The 14,693-nt window shown below is 66.1% G+C and carries 17 protein-coding genes; 7 read left to right on the plus strand and 10 right to left on the minus strand.

Features of this window, described 5'->3' with window-relative positions; translation table 11 throughout:
- Positions 1–163: IS3 family transposase (locus AC5P5V_RS16335; protein ID WP_308141063.1), on the plus strand; the 163-nt coding region annotated here is incomplete at its 5' end.
- A 110-nt stretch (positions 164–273) separates the two neighbouring features.
- Complete coding sequence (locus AC5P5V_RS16340) at positions 274–1,167, plus strand: mechanosensitive ion channel family protein (protein ID WP_049435556.1); 894 nt, start codon at positions 274–276, stop codon at positions 1,165–1,167.
- Positions 1,168–1,256: 89 nt separating this feature from the next.
- Here AC5P5V_RS16340 and AC5P5V_RS16345 read toward each other — a convergent pair whose 3' ends face one another.
- From AC5P5V_RS16345 to AC5P5V_RS16365, 5 genes are all read right to left on the minus strand, one after another.
- Positions 1,257–2,372, minus strand: a complete 1,116-nt coding sequence (locus AC5P5V_RS16345; protein WP_134968005.1) for an alkene reductase — start codon at positions 2,370–2,372, stop codon at positions 1,257–1,259.
- Between the two features lie 139 nt (positions 2,373–2,511).
- Positions 2,512–3,387: an EcsC family protein gene (locus tag AC5P5V_RS16350; protein ID WP_134968006.1), complete on the minus strand. Its 876-nt coding sequence runs from the start codon at positions 3,385–3,387 to the stop codon at positions 2,512–2,514.
- Between the two features lie 143 nt (positions 3,388–3,530).
- Positions 3,531–4,103: an oligoribonuclease gene (gene orn / locus AC5P5V_RS16355; protein WP_019660274.1), complete on the minus strand. Its 573-nt coding sequence runs from the start codon at positions 4,101–4,103 to the stop codon at positions 3,531–3,533.
- A gap of 74 nt (positions 4,104–4,177) precedes the next feature.
- The gene (tadA, locus tag AC5P5V_RS16360; protein ID WP_058981408.1) at positions 4,178–4,702 is read right to left on the minus strand and encodes a tRNA adenosine(34) deaminase TadA; all 525 of its coding nucleotides are present in this window, start codon (positions 4,700–4,702) and stop codon (positions 4,178–4,180) included.
- 75 nt (positions 4,703–4,777) lie between these two features.
- The gene (locus AC5P5V_RS16365; protein ID WP_061479054.1) at positions 4,778–5,137 is read right to left on the minus strand and encodes a winged helix-turn-helix transcriptional regulator; all 360 of its coding nucleotides are present in this window, start codon (positions 5,135–5,137) and stop codon (positions 4,778–4,780) included.
- Between the two features lie 78 nt (positions 5,138–5,215).
- Here AC5P5V_RS16365 and AC5P5V_RS16370 point away from each other — a divergent pair, with 78 nt between their 5' ends.
- On the plus strand, positions 5,216–5,983 hold the full coding sequence (locus AC5P5V_RS16370; RefSeq protein WP_134968007.1) for an NAD(P)H-dependent oxidoreductase: 768 nt from the start codon (positions 5,216–5,218) through the stop codon (positions 5,981–5,983).
- A gap of 68 nt (positions 5,984–6,051) precedes the next feature.
- Complete coding sequence (locus AC5P5V_RS16375) at positions 6,052–6,489, plus strand: acetyltransferase (RefSeq protein ID WP_134968008.1); 438 nt, start codon at positions 6,052–6,054, stop codon at positions 6,487–6,489.
- A 31-nt stretch (positions 6,490–6,520) separates the two neighbouring features.
- On the opposite strand, the gene AC5P5V_RS16380 is transcribed toward AC5P5V_RS16375, so the two are convergent.
- Positions 6,521–7,030 carry a GNAT family N-acetyltransferase gene (locus AC5P5V_RS16380; RefSeq protein WP_231352178.1) on the minus strand — a complete coding sequence of 170 codons (510 nt, stop codon included), beginning with the start codon at positions 7,028–7,030 and terminating at the stop codon, positions 6,521–6,523.
- Positions 7,031–7,276: 246 nt separating this feature from the next.
- On the opposite strand from AC5P5V_RS16380, the gene AC5P5V_RS16385 reads away from it, so the two are divergent.
- The 3 genes from AC5P5V_RS16385 to AC5P5V_RS16395 are packed head-to-tail and all read left to right on the plus strand — an operon-like array spanning position 7,277 to position 9,970.
- Entirely contained in the window at positions 7,277–7,948 is a 672-nt protein-coding gene (locus AC5P5V_RS16385; protein WP_134968010.1) for a hypothetical protein, read from the plus strand.
- Between the two features lie 43 nt (positions 7,949–7,991).
- Entirely contained in the window at positions 7,992–8,645 is a 654-nt protein-coding gene (locus tag AC5P5V_RS16390; RefSeq protein WP_134968011.1) for a hypothetical protein, read from the plus strand.
- A complete protein-coding gene (locus AC5P5V_RS16395; RefSeq protein WP_134968012.1) occupies positions 8,642–9,970 on the plus strand; it encodes an XVIPCD domain-containing protein in 1,329 nt (442 codons plus the stop codon). The genes AC5P5V_RS16390 and AC5P5V_RS16395 overlap by 4 nt, the downstream gene beginning before the upstream one ends.
- 52 nt (positions 9,971–10,022) lie before the next feature.
- Here AC5P5V_RS16395 and AC5P5V_RS16400 read toward each other — a convergent pair whose 3' ends face one another.
- The 4 genes from AC5P5V_RS16400 to AC5P5V_RS16415 form a co-directional block, all read right to left on the minus strand.
- Entirely contained in the window at positions 10,023–11,291 is a 1,269-nt protein-coding gene (locus AC5P5V_RS16400) for a hypothetical protein (RefSeq protein WP_404830589.1), read from the minus strand.
- Between the two features lie 97 nt (positions 11,292–11,388).
- On the minus strand, positions 11,389–12,396 hold the full coding sequence (locus AC5P5V_RS16405) for an XVIPCD domain-containing protein (protein ID WP_005417198.1): 1,008 nt from the start codon (positions 12,394–12,396) through the stop codon (positions 11,389–11,391).
- A gap of 57 nt (positions 12,397–12,453) precedes the next feature.
- On the minus strand, positions 12,454–12,990 hold the full coding sequence (locus tag AC5P5V_RS16410; protein ID WP_032954278.1) for a hypothetical protein: 537 nt from the start codon (positions 12,988–12,990) through the stop codon (positions 12,454–12,456).
- Between the two features lie 490 nt (positions 12,991–13,480).
- The gene (locus AC5P5V_RS16415) at positions 13,481–14,227 is read right to left on the minus strand and encodes a hypothetical protein (RefSeq protein ID WP_134968014.1); all 747 of its coding nucleotides are present in this window, start codon (positions 14,225–14,227) and stop codon (positions 13,481–13,483) included.
- Positions 14,228–14,693 lie beyond the last annotated feature (466 nt).

Here is a 14,693-nt window from a genome sequence, read left to right on the forward strand (position 1 = left end):
GCTGAAGTCGGAGTTCTTCTACCTGAACAGCTTTGACAGCATCGAAAGCCTGGAGGCCGGGCTGGTGGAGTACATCAAGTACTACAACCAAGAGCGAATCAGATTGAAATTGAAGGGGCTAAGCCCGGTAAAGTACCGGGAGCAGGCCCAAGCAGCCGCCTGACCCCACCGTCCAAGTCTCGGGGGTCACTTCACTCTGCGGGGCTTGCTGTTTCTGGCGTCCGCGCACGCCCAGCCCCACGCAGACATCGCTACGCAGCAAAGGACTTCCGCATGATCGCCGCCGCACCTCCCGCCCCCGCCGCAACGCCCTGGTTCCACTCGCTCAACTGGGAGCGCCTGCTGGAAACCTACGGTGTGCCGTTACTGGCCGCCATCGTGGTGCTGCTGGTGGGCCTGTGGGTGGCGCGTCGCCTGTCCAATGCGATGCCGCGCGCCACAGCGCGCATGGGCGTGGACCCGATGCTGGGCAGCTTCCTGCGCAACGTGGTGTACGCCGCGTCGCTGGTGATCGTGGTGGTGCTGGCCATCGGCACGCTGGGCGTGCAGATCACGCCGCTGCTGGCCGTGCTCGGCACCGCCGGCCTGGCCGTTGGCCTTGCCCTGAAGGATTCGCTGTCCAACATCGCCTCGGGCGTGATGCTGGTGACACTGCGGCCGTTCCGCGTCGGCGACGTGGTCACCGTTGCCGGACAGACCGGCACGGTGCGCGAAGTGCGCATTTTCCAGACCGTCATCACCGGTGCCGACAACCAGCACACCACCATTCCAAACACGCTGATCACCGCCGCACCGATCATCAACCTGACCGCCGAGCCGACCCGCCGCGTCGAACTGGTGATCGGCATCGGCTACGAGGACAACATCCAGCTGGCACGCGACACCGCGCTGGCGCTGATGAAGGCGGACCCGCGCGTGCTGCAGACGCCGGCACCGGACGTGGTGGTGTACGAGTTGGGTGCGCACGCGATCAACCTCGGCATCCGCTGCTACGTGAAGTCGGCCGACTGGTTCGGCACCAAGGTCACGCTGCTGGAGCAGCTCAAGCTGGGCTTCGACAAGGCCGGCATCAACATCCCGTACCCGCAGCAGGACATGCACCTGTACCTGCATGGAAAGGATGGCGGTGTGGTCGAGGCGGACGCGCTGGTGCGCGACAAGCCCTGATCCATGCCGGCAGTGCCGACCAACGGTCGGCACCCACCCATCGGCGATACGACATTGAAATGCCGGCCAGCGGCCGGCAGCCTTCAGGATCAGGCCGCGACGCTCTCTTCCAGCGTCGGGTAATCGGTGAAGCCGACCGCGCCACCGCCAAAGAATGTCGCACGATCCGGCGGATTCAGTTCCGCCCCCAGGCGCAGGCGCTCAGGCAGATCCGGGTTGGCGATGAACGGGCGACCGAAGCCGATCAGGTCGGCCCAGCCTTCGGCCAGTGCCTGCTCGGCACGCTCGGCGGTGTACTTGCCGGCATAGATCAGCGTACCCGGGTAGACCATGCGCAGCGCCTGCTTGAACGCCACCGGCATCAGCGGTGCGTCGTCCCAGTCGGCCTCGGCGATGTGCAGGTAACCGACGCCGAGCTCGCCCAGCAGATGCGAGGCGGCCAGATAGGTCGCCTGCGGCGTATCGTCGACCGCGCCCTGCAAGGTGGTCAGTGGCGCCAGGCGCACGCCGACGCGGTCACCACCGACCACCGCAACCACCGCCTGCACCACCTCGCGCAGGAACCGCAGGCGGTTCTGCAACGCGCCGCCATAGCCGTCGGTGCGCTGGTTGGCCTGCGAGTCGATGAACTGGTTGATCAGGTAGCCATTGGCACCGTGCAACTCCACGCCATCGAAGCCTGCGTCCAGCGCGTTGCGTGCCGCCTGGGCGTAGTCGGCGACGATGCCCGGAATCTCGTCTTCGCGCAGCGCGCGCGGCATCGAATGCTGGATCATTTCGCCTACCCCGGCTTCGGGGCCTGCCCCGGTCGGGTCGACGAACACCTTCACGCCTTCCGCCAACAACGCCGACGACGACACCGGCGCGGCGCCACCCGGCTGCAGCGCCACGTGCGAGACCCGGCCGACATGCCACAGCTGGGCGTAGATGCGACCGCCGGCAGCGTGCACGGCATCGGTCACCCGGCGCCAGCCCTTCACCTGGTCCGGGCTATGGATGCCCGGGGTCCAGGCATAGCCCTGGCCCTGAGGGCTGATCTGGGTGCCTTCGCTGACGATCAGGCCGGCGCTGGCGCGCTGCGCGTAATACGTGGCCATTTCGGCAGTGGGCACGTTGCCGGCCGACGAGCGCGAGCGGGTCATCGGCGGCATCACGATGCGGTTGGGCAGCGTCAGTGCGCCCAGATGATGAGGAGTGAACAACATGGCGGCGATCTCTTGCGGGAGGAGTGCCACCAAGAATGGGGATGGCCCCCGCCAGGCAACAGGCACGCACTGGCAAAACAGTTGTTCCCCCACGGCAAGGATCACCCGGTACGAGGGCTCATCCACGCATGGCGTGGATCTACTCCACCCTTGGCTCGATCTTTACAGCACCGTGTGCCACGCGGTCATAGCAGGTGCGCACCACATCTTCCCCGTACTTCAACTCCAGCCGGCGCACGATGAAGTGACCACGCGCCATGTCCTGGTAGTAGTCGGTGAACATGGTGTTCAGCGCTGCACCCGCGGCGGCACCAACGACCGGCACCGCCTGCGCGGCGAACTTCTCGGTAACGACCACGCCAAAGCGCGCCGCCACCTTCTCCACCATCTTCGCCAGCAGCTTGCCGGCTTCCTTCGGCGCCACGCCCAGCGTCAGGTCGCGGCCGGTCACCACCCGCCCGGCCAGCTCGGCCGACAGGTGGCGCATCACATCGGTGGTGAAGCCGCGGGCCAGGTAATAGCCCGTCTCGCTGGCGTCATCACGCGGCGAGTTGCCGCCCAGCGCGAACACCTCCAGGCACGCCTGGCGGGTGCTGAACTCGGACAGGTCAAACCCCTCGCTGCGGGCGACGTCGGCCACAGCACGCATCATGATCGTGGTCGACACCGGCAACTCGATGAGCAAGGCGGCAAAGCCGAAGGCGCCGCCGACCGCACCGGAGGTGGCTGCCGCCAGTTTGTGCCAGCGGGTCGACGCTCCCTTGCCGGGCGAGTTGTCCATGCTCCACAGGGCTGCCCGCGCCGACTTGGACAGTGCCGCCTGCACCGCACCGTGGATGCGGTTGGAGACCGAGCTGGGCAGCGCCTTCACCGCGAACTCCAGCGGCGTACCGACCAGGTTGGCCATGCGCGCGGTCAGGGTCGGCGCTTCCAGCAGGGCCACCGCGCGCTGCAGGTCGGACCAGTCGCGTGCGTCATGGGCGATGTCGCGGGGGAGCAAGATGGGCTCGTTCATGGCGCCGATCTTAGCGCCCGGAAGTTGAACGCTTCGTCGCGGGGCACCACAGACGGGCCCGATCCGGCGCCTTGCCGGTCAGCGGCCGGCACTACCCGTTGGCGTGTCACCCGGTAGCGCCGGGCCATGCCCGGCGGCGTCGTTCAGGCAGCCGGCAGGCCCGACAGCGCGCCCATGAACTGGCGGTAGTGGCGCAGCTCGGCGATTGAATCGTGTACATCGCTCAGCGCGGTATGGTTGCTGTTCTTGCCGACGCCGGCGGCCACGCTCGGCGCCCAGCGCTTGGCCAGTTCCTTCACCGTGGACACGTCCAGGTTGCGGTAGTGGAAGTACTTCTCCAGCCTCGGCATCTGGCGGTGCAGGAAGCGGCGATCCTGGCAGATCGAGTTGCCGCACATCGGCGAAAGGCCGGCCGGAATCCACTGCGCCAGGAAGTTCACCGTCTGCGCCTCGGCCTGGCCCAGGGTGGTGGTGCTGTCCACCACGCGCTGCCACAGGCCCGAGCGGCGGTGCTGGTTGCGGTTCCACTCATCCATCGCTTCCAGCGTTTCCAGCGGATGGTGGATGGCGAATTCCGGCCCTTCGGCCAGCACGTTCAGCTGGGCATCAGTGACCACGGTGGCGATCTCGATGATCGAATCGTTGTCGGTATCCAACCCGGTCATTTCCAGGTCGATCCAGATCAGCCGCTCGTTGGCCGCGCCGTTGTCCGCCATGTGTCGCCTCGTTGCTGGGCAGGCGCGCGGCCCACCGGTGAAGGAAAGGGGCGCCCATCATACCCGTTCGCCCCTCAGCCCTCGCCGGCGTGGTCTTCCAGCAGCAGCGGCGGTTTGCCGCGCTTGGCGCGGAAATAATTGGTCAGGCGCATGCTGGCCTCCTTGGCCAGCACTCCACCGTGGATCTCCACCCGGTGGTTGTGGCGGGCATCGCCCAGCAGGTCGAACACGCTGCCGCAGGCACCGGTCTTGGGGTCGCTGGCGCCGTAGACCAAGCGGGCGACGCGTGCATGCACGATGGCCATCGCGCACATCGCGCAGGGTTCGAGGGTCACGTACAGGGTGCTGCCGAGCAGCCGATGATTGGCCAGCCGCGTGCCGCCGGCGCGCATGGCCACGATCTCGGCATGCGCACTGGGATCGTGCGAGGCGATGTTGAGGTTCCAGCCCTCGCCCAGCAGCTGGCCATCGGCGCCCACCAGTACCGCACCAACGGGGATCTCGTCGTACTCGCGCTGCGCACGCTCGGCCAGCGCCAGCGCATGGCGCATCCAGTGTTCATCGGCGTCGTGCACCGGTACACCCAGGGCATCGGTCATGGCGGTTCTCGCGTGTGTGCAGGGCCAGGATGGCCGCCGGGGCCGCATTGTACGCCCGCGGCCGTGCAGGCGGCGCTAGCGTGCGTCGAAGCGCTCGCGGGCGGCGTCCAGTGCCGGGAAGTTGTGCTCGGCCCAACGGTCCAGAGCGGACAGCGTGTCAACCAGGCCACGCGCGACTTCGGTCAGCCGGTACTCCACATGCAGTGGCTTTTTGCCCAGCTCACACCGCTCGACCAGGCCATTGCGCTCCAGCTGCCGCAGGGTCTGGGTCAACACCTTCTGCGAGATGCCTTCGATCTTCCGCAGCAGCGCGCCATTGCGCAGCGGCCCCTGCGCCAGTGCCGGCAACAGCAGCATCACCCACTTGCCGGAGATCAGCGCCAGCGCATCACGTGCCGAACAATCGGCGGCATAGACATCGCCCGGACAGGCCATGGTTACCTCAAGGTGCGTAATTGCCGGGGCACTCCGGCATCGCGAGGATGGTCGCACACTCCACCAACACCTCGCCCCATGCGCGCCCTGATCCTGCTTGCCCATCCCGAACCCCGCTCGTTCAACGCCTACCTGGCCGCGCAGGCCGCCGAACAGCTGCGCCATGACGCCCTGCAGGTGGACGTGGTCGACCTGTATGCGGAAGGCTTCGATCCACTGGAAGCGGCCCATCATCATTCAAGGCGCCTGCAGCCCGAGCGCTTCGATGCCCAGCGCGAACAACGCCACAGCGCCGAACTGGAGCAGTTACCCGCCGATGTGCGACGTCACCTGCACCTGCTGCGGGTCGCAGACCTGGTGATCCTGCAGTTCCCGCTGTGGTGGTTCGCGGCGCCAGCCATCCTCAAGGGCTGGCTGGACCGCGTGCTGGTATATGGGCCGATGTACAACAGCCGTCAGCGCCACGAACATGGCGTGATGCAGGGCAAGCGTGCATTGCTGAGCGTCACCACCGGTTCATCGGCACGGGCATGCGCGGTGGACGGCCGCGAAGGCGACACCCGATTGCTGCTGTGGCCGTTGATGTACAGCCTGCGCTACGTCGGCTTCGAGGTGATGGAGCCATGCGTGGTGCATGGCGTGCGTTCCGGGCTTGCAGCGGAACGCGTGCAGGCCCACGACGAAGCACTGGTTGCAGCCACCCTCTCCTACCGCGAGCGACTGACGTACTGGCGGCAGTGGCCAATCGTGCCCTTCAACGACAGCGATGACTTCGAGGATGGGGTGGTGCTGCGCGCGGACGCGATCGCGCACAGCCCCTTCATCCGCCACCGCGACGCGGGATGAATCTTCGCCTGCATGCGCTACCGGAAAGCCTCATACTTCGCACTCTTCCGAAGCACCTTGGTGAACCCATGAGCACCCTGCGCCCCTCTCGCGCCGACGACGGCGCCGCCCTTGTCGACCTCTGGCGTCGCGCCGTCGACGCCACCCACGACTTCCTCAGTGCCGAAGACCGCCAGGCCATCGATGCCGAAGTGGCCGGTTTCCTGCCGCAGGCGCCGATGACCGTTGCTGTCGATGCACAGGATCGGCCGCTGGGCTTCATGCTGATCGACGGCACGCACATGGAAGCGCTGTTCATCGATCCCGAGGTACGTGGCACCGGGATCGGCCGGCAACTGCTGCAACATGCACTTGCCCAGCATCCGCAGCTGAGCACTGACGTCAACGAACAGAACGCACAGGCCGTCGGCTTCTACCTGCGCATGGGCTTCGTCGAAACCGGACGTTCACCGCTGGATTCGCAGGGCCGCCCGTATCCGCTGATCCATCTCCGGTACAACGGCTGACATTCGACGGATGTTCGAGGCCCGCCCCCGATCATCCGACCGTCGCTTCGAATGCCGGTGAGTACTGGACCTCTCCCTGCGCCATCGGCGGCCTCAGGCACAGCGCCTGGAAGTACTCTGGCGGCACACCCGGCAGCACCAGGCCGGGCTCGGCGCGGAATCCGAATCGACCGTAGTACGCGGGTTCTCCCAGCAATACGCAGCCCTGCTTCCCCTGCTCACGCAGTGCATCAAGCGCCGCATGCATCAGCGCCGCGCCGACACCCTGCCCCTGCCATCCGGGCAGCACCGAAATTGGCCCCAGGCCAAACCAGCCGGTGCTGCCATCGCTGATCGTCACCGGCGACAAGGCAACATGCCCGACGACCTGCCCGTCCTTCTCGGCGACCAGCGAGAGACTCAGCTCTCCACGCGAACGCAGTGCATCCACAATGAACTGCTCGGTATGGCTGCTGTGCGGGGCTTCGCGGAAGGCTGCCTCGGTGAGTGCGTGGATGACAGCACGGTCTTCGCGGTTTTCAGGGCGGATCATGCAGTTCAAGGAAAGCGCCTTCTATAAAGTGATGGACATGTGAATGATTGATTTCAGTCACGGATTCAGCCGCAGAGATGCCCCCGGCAGCAATGCCACCGTGACGATCGCGAGCCTTGTGCGGCAAGCGATCCGCCCGGGCAATGCCTCCCCGGCGCGTCAAAAATCCGTCTCCAAGGGTGGCACAGCGCTCCCGGCACGTTCCATAATCGAGAAACCTGCCACCCAGGAAGGATAGATGGACATGGACGCACGATGCAGGCTCGCGCCATGGGTGTAGCTCGCCCCGAACCCAGGGGGCGGCCGCTGCTGGCATTGCTCGCCCTCGTCCCGCTGGCGGCATGTTCGCCCTACGCGGACGCAGAGCGTGACGTTGCCGCAGGTGGACGCGGCCTGGCCAAGCTCAACCCGTCACCGCAGCAGGGCTACGAGCTGGTACTGACACTGAAGGATGCCCCTGGTCCCTTCGCGGTCGTCGAGGGCGTTGCCCAGTACGACGTCAGCAACCACAAGGACTGCGGCCGGGTCCTGAGGGCGACCGGTACCGCCAGCCGTATTACCAGCCAAGAGCCCGTCACCCTGCACAAGGTCAGCGAGAACGAGTACCGCGGTACGTTCTACCTGGACCGCATGCTGGATGAGGACTACTACGGGCGCGGCGCCTGCGTTTGGACGCTGTCGGGCGTCGGTGCGATGTTGCGCGCCACGACCAGCAAGGCGGATACGCGATTCCTGACGTTCGTCGACAAGAAGCGCATGGAGAACGACTCGCCTCTGACGCTTTATTACCCGAACCTTGTCTATCCGCGCGCCGACACTGTCGCCAATTTTGGTGCCAGTGGCGAGGAAGCTCCGTCGGGGTACAGCGAAGATCTGCGCGACGCGCTGTTCTCAACCACCACCACTGTGCAGAAGCTCACGCCATGAGCTGCCAGTGCCTCATTCACCCCTATCCCCAAGGAGGCCGACATTGCGCCACAAGATGATTCCGTGCCTTGCTCTGCTTCTGTTGACCGCCTGCCATCCGGAGACCGCCATGAACCAGGAACGTGCCGCTGCTGAAGCCGATGTCGCCCAGGGTGGGCGCGGCCTCGCCAAGCTCAACCCCAGCCCGCGCAAGGCCTATGAACTGGTGCTGCGCCTGAAGGACGCCCCCGGTGATTTCGCGGTGGTCGAAGCCGTCGCGCAGTACGACGTCACCAACGAAGACCAGTGCGGCCACATCGAGCCGGCCACAGGCACGGCTGCACGCATCACCAGCCAGGAACCAGTGGAGCTGCGCAAGGTCGCTGATGGCGAATACCGCGGCACCGTATACATCGATCGCATGCTGGACGAGGACTACTACGGTCGCGGTGTCTGCAAGTGGGAGTTCACCGGTGCCGGCGCGATGCTGAAAGCGACGGGTGCCGAAGGCGAGACGCGCTTCCTTTCATTCATTGAAGCAGCGCCCTTCGTCAAAGGCGAGACCGAAACTCGCCACTATCCTCGTTCGGACTATCCGCGCGTGAACGAGATTCCTGACTACGGCGCAAGCGGCCAGGAAGACCCCACCAAGTTCCGCCCTGAACTGCAGAATGCGCTGTTCTCGGCTTCACTTGAAGCCAATGAGGTCCGCCAATGAGCCTCAGCAGCCAAGACTACGCGGGCATTTCCGACGACGTGTACAAGGACCGTGCGGTCGGTCGACGCGCTCCCGGCAAAGAAGAGCTCGTAGCGATCAACGGGCATGAGTACAAGATCCTCGAGCACGTCGACAATCGACTGAACGGTTATCAGGGAACGATCTACCAGCGAGTCGATACCAACGAGATTGTCGTCGCACATCGCGGCACCGAACAGATCGCCCGCGATGCGATCCTGACCGATGGTGGCATGGTTGTCGCCCGCACCAACGTGCAGGCACCGGATGCCATCGCGCTGACCCAACGCGCCCTCGCCTACGCCAAGAAGGAGGGGCAGGATCTCGGACAGCGCCCCCCCGAAGTCACCGTCACCGGCCACTCTCTCGGCGGCGCTCTGGCCCAGATCACCTCGCACCATTTCAACGTCAAGGGCGAAACCTTCAACGCCTATGGCGCGGTCAGCCTCAGCTACCGCATCCCGGAAGGCGGCAACACCATGATCAACCATGTCATGGCCTCCGATCCGGTCAGCGCAGCGTCGCCGCACTTCGGCCAGGTGCGCATCTACGCCAGGCCGAATGAAATCAGCACGCTCGCCGCGAACGGTTTCAGCAATCACTCGTTGCGCGCCCTTATCCCCGACCGACCGATCATCGCCGCAGGCAGCTCGTTCGGCGCGCACAAGCTGGGCAACTTCCTCGGTGACGGCTCGGTGCTGCAGCACCCGGAAACGCAGAAGCTGGCAAAAGACAACGCCAGGATGATCGAGGAGTACCGCGACGACGTTGAATCACTGCGCCGTGGTGTCACCCGCGCGGCGCGGGGCATTCCAGGCGGCGCCGTCGACCTGTACGACCACATCCGCGGCCCGCTGCAGCCCGGTGAGCCGGCACGCCGCGAAGCGGAGAAGAACGGCCATCACACCAACATGCTGCGCATGGACGATGCCAACCATGTGGGCAACCCACTGTTCAACGACGCGATCCGTGGCGTGCACGCGCAGGATGTCCGCGTCGGCCGGGTACCAGACGTGATGAGCACGCAGCTGGCAGGCAGTCTGGCCGCCGAAATGCACGCAGCAGGCGGCAAGCGCATCGACGAAGTGGTCATGAATGCCGATGCCTCGCGCAGCTTCGCCGTGCAGGGCCAGGGCGGCGACCCCGCCCACCTTCGTGTGTCGGTGGATACGGCAGTGGCGATGAACACCCCGCTGGAACAGAGCAGCCAGCGCATCGACCAGCAGGCCGCCGACCAGCGCGTTGCGCTGGAGCGCGACCAGCAGCTGGAACAGCAGCGGAACCAGACCCGCAGCCTGCAGGCCTGATGCAGCGCGGGAGCCGGTCAGCCCGGCTCCCGCATCACTTCGAGACTCCGGCTCAGGGGCTGGACGCTGCCATTGGCACGGATGCTGCGGCCGTCACGAACAGATCGGGCCCGGAATCCGGGAATCCGCCACAGGCGCGATCGCCGGGTGCCACCGGGTCACAGGGCCACTGCGCGCGCGCGACCTTCTCGCGCAGCTCGAAGCGATCACCGGTCCAGACCACAAACGCGATGTGCTCACGGTTCCAGTCACTGTAGGCGCGCGGACCACCCTTCTGCGCCGACTCCGGGTATTGCACGAACCAACGCATGGCCGGGCCGTACTGCAGCTTGCTGTGGTCCAGGCTGATCCGGCCCTCACGCGACAGCTGGCGCGCACGATCGGCCTCCGTGACCGGGGGCATCGTCGGCATGGCATCGGCGGTCACATCCCGCGGCGCCGCATCCCCGCGGACCTGGTACACACGCTGGGCCACATAAGCCTCGCGGCAATCACCTGCGGGTACGCGGACCGGCTCCGCGCCGTACTCATCCCGGTTGGCAACCTGGTCGCTGCAGGTGAACGGCGCCGACACCAGATAGAACGTGCTGTCGGCGTCGCGCCCTTCCAGCGAACGCACCCAGATGTCGCCCATCCGCACGATGAAGTCCGGGCGCTGGCCGTAGCCCGGCACAGCCTTGAACCAGGCCTTCTGCCGCACCTCACGCTCGCGCCAGCTGCGCGGCAGGTGGATGTCCTGCACGGGCAGCGCGACCAGCAACGCGGCCAGATGCGCCGGCATCGTGCCCTGGCAGGCGCCAATCAGCAGGTCGCCCTGGGTCGCCAGTCGCCCGGCCAGATCCACCGGGCAGCGAGCACCGAGCGCCCGCTCGGTCGCCTGCTCGGGCGGCAACGGCACGATGGCCAATGCGGGCGGAGCGGGCGCTACCGCGGGAACGGTTGGCTCGACGGAGGCGGGCGGTGCAGCCACAGGTGCCGGCGCTGCGGGCGCAACGGGCGCCGGCGCCGGATCCGCAGTCGTCGCCGGCTGCGCGTCCACCACAGGGGCCGCAGGGGGTATCACGGCAGCCGACACCTCGGGCGTCGGCGCCGCGACAACGGCGTCGGCCGCCACGGGCGCTGCAACGGGCGCCGCCTCCGCAGGCGCCTCAACGGTAGCCTGGGCAGCGGGGGCCGTCTCCACCACAGGTCCCGCTGCCTCCTGAACCTGTGCCGCCCCCGCGACAAGTCCAAGTGACAACAGCCAGACCGGCGGCAGGCGGCGCACGGACGCAGTGCAGCGGGCAGCGGCGTGCCGGGTATTCGAGGGAACGATTCGCATGTGGTGTCCTTACGAGTGGGTTTCCATGTCGGCGCCACAGGGCGCCACGCGTCGTACGTAAAGCGCCTGCGGGCACTCTGCCCGCCGGCATCAGGTGCTACAGGGATCGAGAGCGCTGCTCCTGCTCGCGGGCGAGCGCGGCCGCGGGGTCCTGCTGGGCGACACTGGCGGCCAACTGCTGGCTGCTCTGCGCCAGCGGCTGCTGCGCCGCCTGTTCGCGCTCGACCGAAGCGCGCAGCATGGCCGGGTCACCCAGCGCGCCCTGCACGGCAAACAACGTGCGGCCGTCGTTGCCAGCCAGGAGATGATCGATGCGCGACATCCCCGCCTTCTGCGCGCTCAGCGCCAGTGCGCCGGCAGCATTGTCCAGTTCCTGCACGCTGCGCAGACCGCTTTGTGGTCCCATCTGCTGCAGATGGTGGCGGGCGCCCTGGAACAGGGCATGTCCCGGCGCGCCAGGCTGCGACATGTCGCGCACGGTGGCCTGCTGGGCCGGCGCCCCGACTTCGCCCCGCTCCAGCCGCGCCATCACATCAGGCGTCAGCTTCTGCTGCCACACCTCGAATCGCTGCTGGCGGGCCTCGATGCCGTTCAGGCCACCATTGATCGCGCGCGTCGCTTCGCGCACGTCCTCGCGCGCCGCTTCCGGCACCCGCGTCTGCCACTGCCACACGGCAATGCGGCCTGCGTGCTCGGGCTGCGCGGCCAGTTCCGGGTGATTCACCAGGTCCAGATCCAGCGCCTTGCCGGCACGCTCGTAATTCTCTTTGCCGACCAGAGGCAGATAGCCACGGCCGTGATACTTCAGCGCGTCGCCAGGCGCGTCATTGCCCATACGCCCGCCATACATCAGTTCGGCCAGGTTCTCCGGCCGCCCACGCAGCGCCTCCTGGCGCGCGCTCTCAAGCGCACCATTGCCATTGCGCCACGCCGCTTCCACCGGGATCTGCGAGATACCCCGGGTGAAGTTGAAACTTTCATTGAGCCGGCTCAGGCCACGGGACTCGTGCCCGGCCTGCGCCATGAAGTTGGCCAGTTCCCGGGACGAGGTCATGCCGGCCTCCGTGGCCTGCCGCAACAGCTGCGACTCCCTATCCTGCGACACGGTGAAACTCCTGCTCGATCATCGTTGGGTACTCCCGCCTCCTCACCGGCATGGCACTCAGGGCAAGCTGACGTCGGCGACGACGGACGGATCGAAATCCTCGAACCGCACCCGGCCAAGTTCGGCGGCCGAGAAGTCACGCGTATGGGTGGCTTCGGTCTCGGTGTCGACCACCCTGCGCTGCACGCCATGCACCCAGCACGCCTGCTCGGCAGGTGCATACCGGAACGTGTAGACGCTGCTCCAGCGTTCGCGACTGCCGCCGTTGGTGATCACACTGAACGCACCATCCTCGATGGTCACGTACGCGAAGGGATCGCCGGCAATGCCTCCCCGGGTGGAACACGGCACCAGCTTGTCGTTGCGCGCCGCCAACTGCCATCGGCCCGTGGCGTCGCCCAGCAGCAGCAACAGCACCCGGTTGGGCCCGTGCTCGCCGGGCAGCAAGCCCTCCGGAGGAGGTTGGTCGATCACCAGCAGCTGGTCCTGGAAACCATTGCCCGTCAGATCACCGCGCACGGCTTCCAGCAGGTTCGCGCCGGACGGAACGAACGCCAGGGCATTGTCCATGTGTACGCCACTCCCCTTCTCCATCCCCTGCAACTCCTTCAATCCCGTCTTGCCAGTTCCCGAGCGGAGGCCGGAAACGGGGCGATGCCTCGCACGTGTCCTGCGGCCGCCATGGCGGATGATAGCCCCGAGCCCACGGCAACCGCGATGGTGGCAAGCGTCACCCGCATCGCGGGGGGACACAGTCCTCATGGACGGAAAAGCTCCTGCGTTCGATGGCACCGGCGCGCCGGGATTTTGACGCGCACGCAGCTTACTTCGAGGAGGCAGCGCTCGTCGAAGGGGGCTCGGGATGAAAAGCGCACTTGATCACATAAAAAGCGCGGTTAACGTGAATGGTGGCTTATCGGGTAAACAGATTCGCGGCGGATGGCACCGCGGGGATGCGCTGCGACCCCACACAAGACCTGATTCGGCTAAGGCGATGTTGCACGGAAAGCCTGCGCCGCCCGTGCGGCTAGCCGCGACACGCCGCCCATGCTTTGCTGCCTCGCGTCGTAGCCAGCAATCACAATCAGCGCAACTGCTGCGCGCATGTAGCCCCCTGTGTGGCGTAGTCACGGACGTAGCCGTCCATCGTCAGCACCGTGATATCGCATCGATGGTTGACGTCACTGACGACATGCCCATAAGCATTCAATCCCTGCATACGCTCGCCACGATGCAGGTACAAGGTGCGCGAACCATCGGCCCCAATCTCCACACGATCCGGTGGGCCCCACGTCCGCACGAATTCCTGCTCTGTCTTGCCGATCCACAGCTCCATGAGATTGTTGCGACCCACCCGGTTCGCTGCGCGACGCGACTCATCCAGAGCTCTGCTGGTTTCATTCTGGCCGCGCGCCACAGTCGCTTCCAGGCTACGCACAGTACGATCCATTTCAGCGTCGGTCGGCCGATAGGTGAATGCTGGGCGCTTGCCGTCCTTCCACAGGCTGCCCCAGATGAAATCCACAGGCGATTGCCCGACGTCACCGATGGAAAGGAAGCCACGCTTCATCATTTCCGCCGGCACCTTGGCCTTGGGATCAGGCCCCACGAGACAGGCAAAACGCACCAGTTGCACCTGCCAAGGAGCAATCGCCTCGGTTCGCGGTTCGAACTTATCCGGAGGGTCGTTCTCCATTGGCCGATCGCGCCACTGGATCAGACTCGTCCTGATGGCCACGGTGTTCCGTGAGCAGTTCACCCAGTACTTTCTGACCAATCGATTCGGTTTGGTCGCGTTCTCGTAGACGGTATCGACCTGGATCTCGTACACGGCTCCGGCCCAGCAACGGGCTCACCGGGCTTTGGCCGCTTCCTGCGGCGCAATTGCTTCAGGTACGCGTTCTGCTCTGCCGGCATGGCACGCTGAAGAAAACCGCCCAGATCCGAGCGGTCGGCGAGCGTTTGCGCATCGACCACCCATGCCTCGCGGTTCGGCGTTTCGCCACCGGTGAAGATGACCCAGCTATCAGTGGCTTGTGCCAGCGAAGCGAACAGCAGTCCGCCAATCAGCAAGGCAACACGGCCTGGATTCTGCATGATTCGTTCCTTCGAATGGCGCGAAGACTCACGGTAGCGCGGATGGCGCCCTATGGCACGGCCAGGTGCGTCGCCTCGCGGGACGCCCCCCCTTTGGCGCAGAGTCGGCACCTTAAGCGTGAACGAAAGTGACCCACCCCCAGAAAACTGGTGCAGGCTAAAGTAGAGACGTCGGCAGCATTGGGCCCCGTGACAAACGA

This window comes from Stenotrophomonas sp. YJH_SMC_130, from assembly GCF_059369035.1.